We start from the raw sequence: 1,046 nt of genomic DNA on the forward strand, positions 1-1,046 counted from the left end.
CACGGCACGATCATGCTGCTGATGTTCGCGACGCCGCTGTTCGCCGGGTTCGCGAACTGGATCATGCCGCTGCAGATCGGCGCGCCCGACGTGGCTTTCCCGCGGCTGAACATGTTCGCGTACTGGCTGTACCTTTTCGGCTCGATCATCGCGGTGGCCGGCTTCCTCACCCCGCAGGGTGCGGCCGACTTCGGCTGGTTCGCCTACTCCCCGCTCTCGGACGCGGTCCGTTCGCCGGGCATCGGCGCCGATATGTGGATCATGGGTCTGGCCTTCTCCGGCTTCGGCACGATCCTCGGTTCGGTCAACTTCATCACCACGATCATCTGCATGCGCGCACCCGGCATGACGATGTTCCGCATGCCGATCTTCGTGTGGAACGTCCTGCTGACCGGTGTGCTGGTCCTGCTGGCCTTCCCGGTGCTCGCCGCCGCGCTCTTCGCGCTGGAGGCGGACCGCAAGTTCGGGGCGCATGTATTCGACGCGGCCAATGGCGGCGCCCTGCTCTGGCAACACCTCTTCTGGTTCTTCGGCCATCCAGAGGTGTACATCATCGCGTTGCCGTTCTTCGGGATCGTTTCCGAAGTCATTCCCGTCTTCAGCCGCAAACCGATCTTCGGCTACGTCGGTCTGATCTCGGCGACGATCGCCATCGCGGGCCTGTCGGTGACCGTGTGGGCGCACCACATGTACGTCACCGGCGGTGTGCTGCTGCCGTTCTTCTCGTTCATGACGTTCCTCATCGCGGTGCCCACCGGTGTGAAGTTCTTCAACTGGGTCGGCACGATGTGGAAGGGGTCGCTGTCCTTCGAGACCCCGATGCTCTGGTCCATCGGCTTTCTGGTGACGTTCCTCTTCGGTGGTCTGACCGGCGTCATCCTGGCGTCGCCCCCGCTGGACTTCCACGTCTCGGACTCGTACTTCGTCGTCGCGCACTTCCACTACGTGGTGTTCGGCACCGTGGTCTTCGCGATGTTCGCCGGATTCCACTTCTGGTGGCCGAAGTTCACCGGCAAGATGCTGGACGAGCGGCTCGGCAAGATGAC

At 63.4% G+C, this 1,046-nt stretch carries 1 protein-coding gene; it reads left to right on the forward strand.

Annotated elements, in window-relative coordinates; all coding sequences use genetic code 11:
• Nucleotides 1-1,046 (forward strand): cbb3-type cytochrome c oxidase subunit I (locus ABZV38_RS40560; RefSeq protein ID WP_356333998.1); only part of this gene is annotated, 1,046 nt, incomplete at both ends.

The sequence above is a fragment of the Streptomyces sp. NPDC005181 genome (assembly GCF_040608395.1).
Lineage (GTDB): Bacteria > Actinomycetota > Actinomycetes > Streptomycetales > Streptomycetaceae > Streptomyces.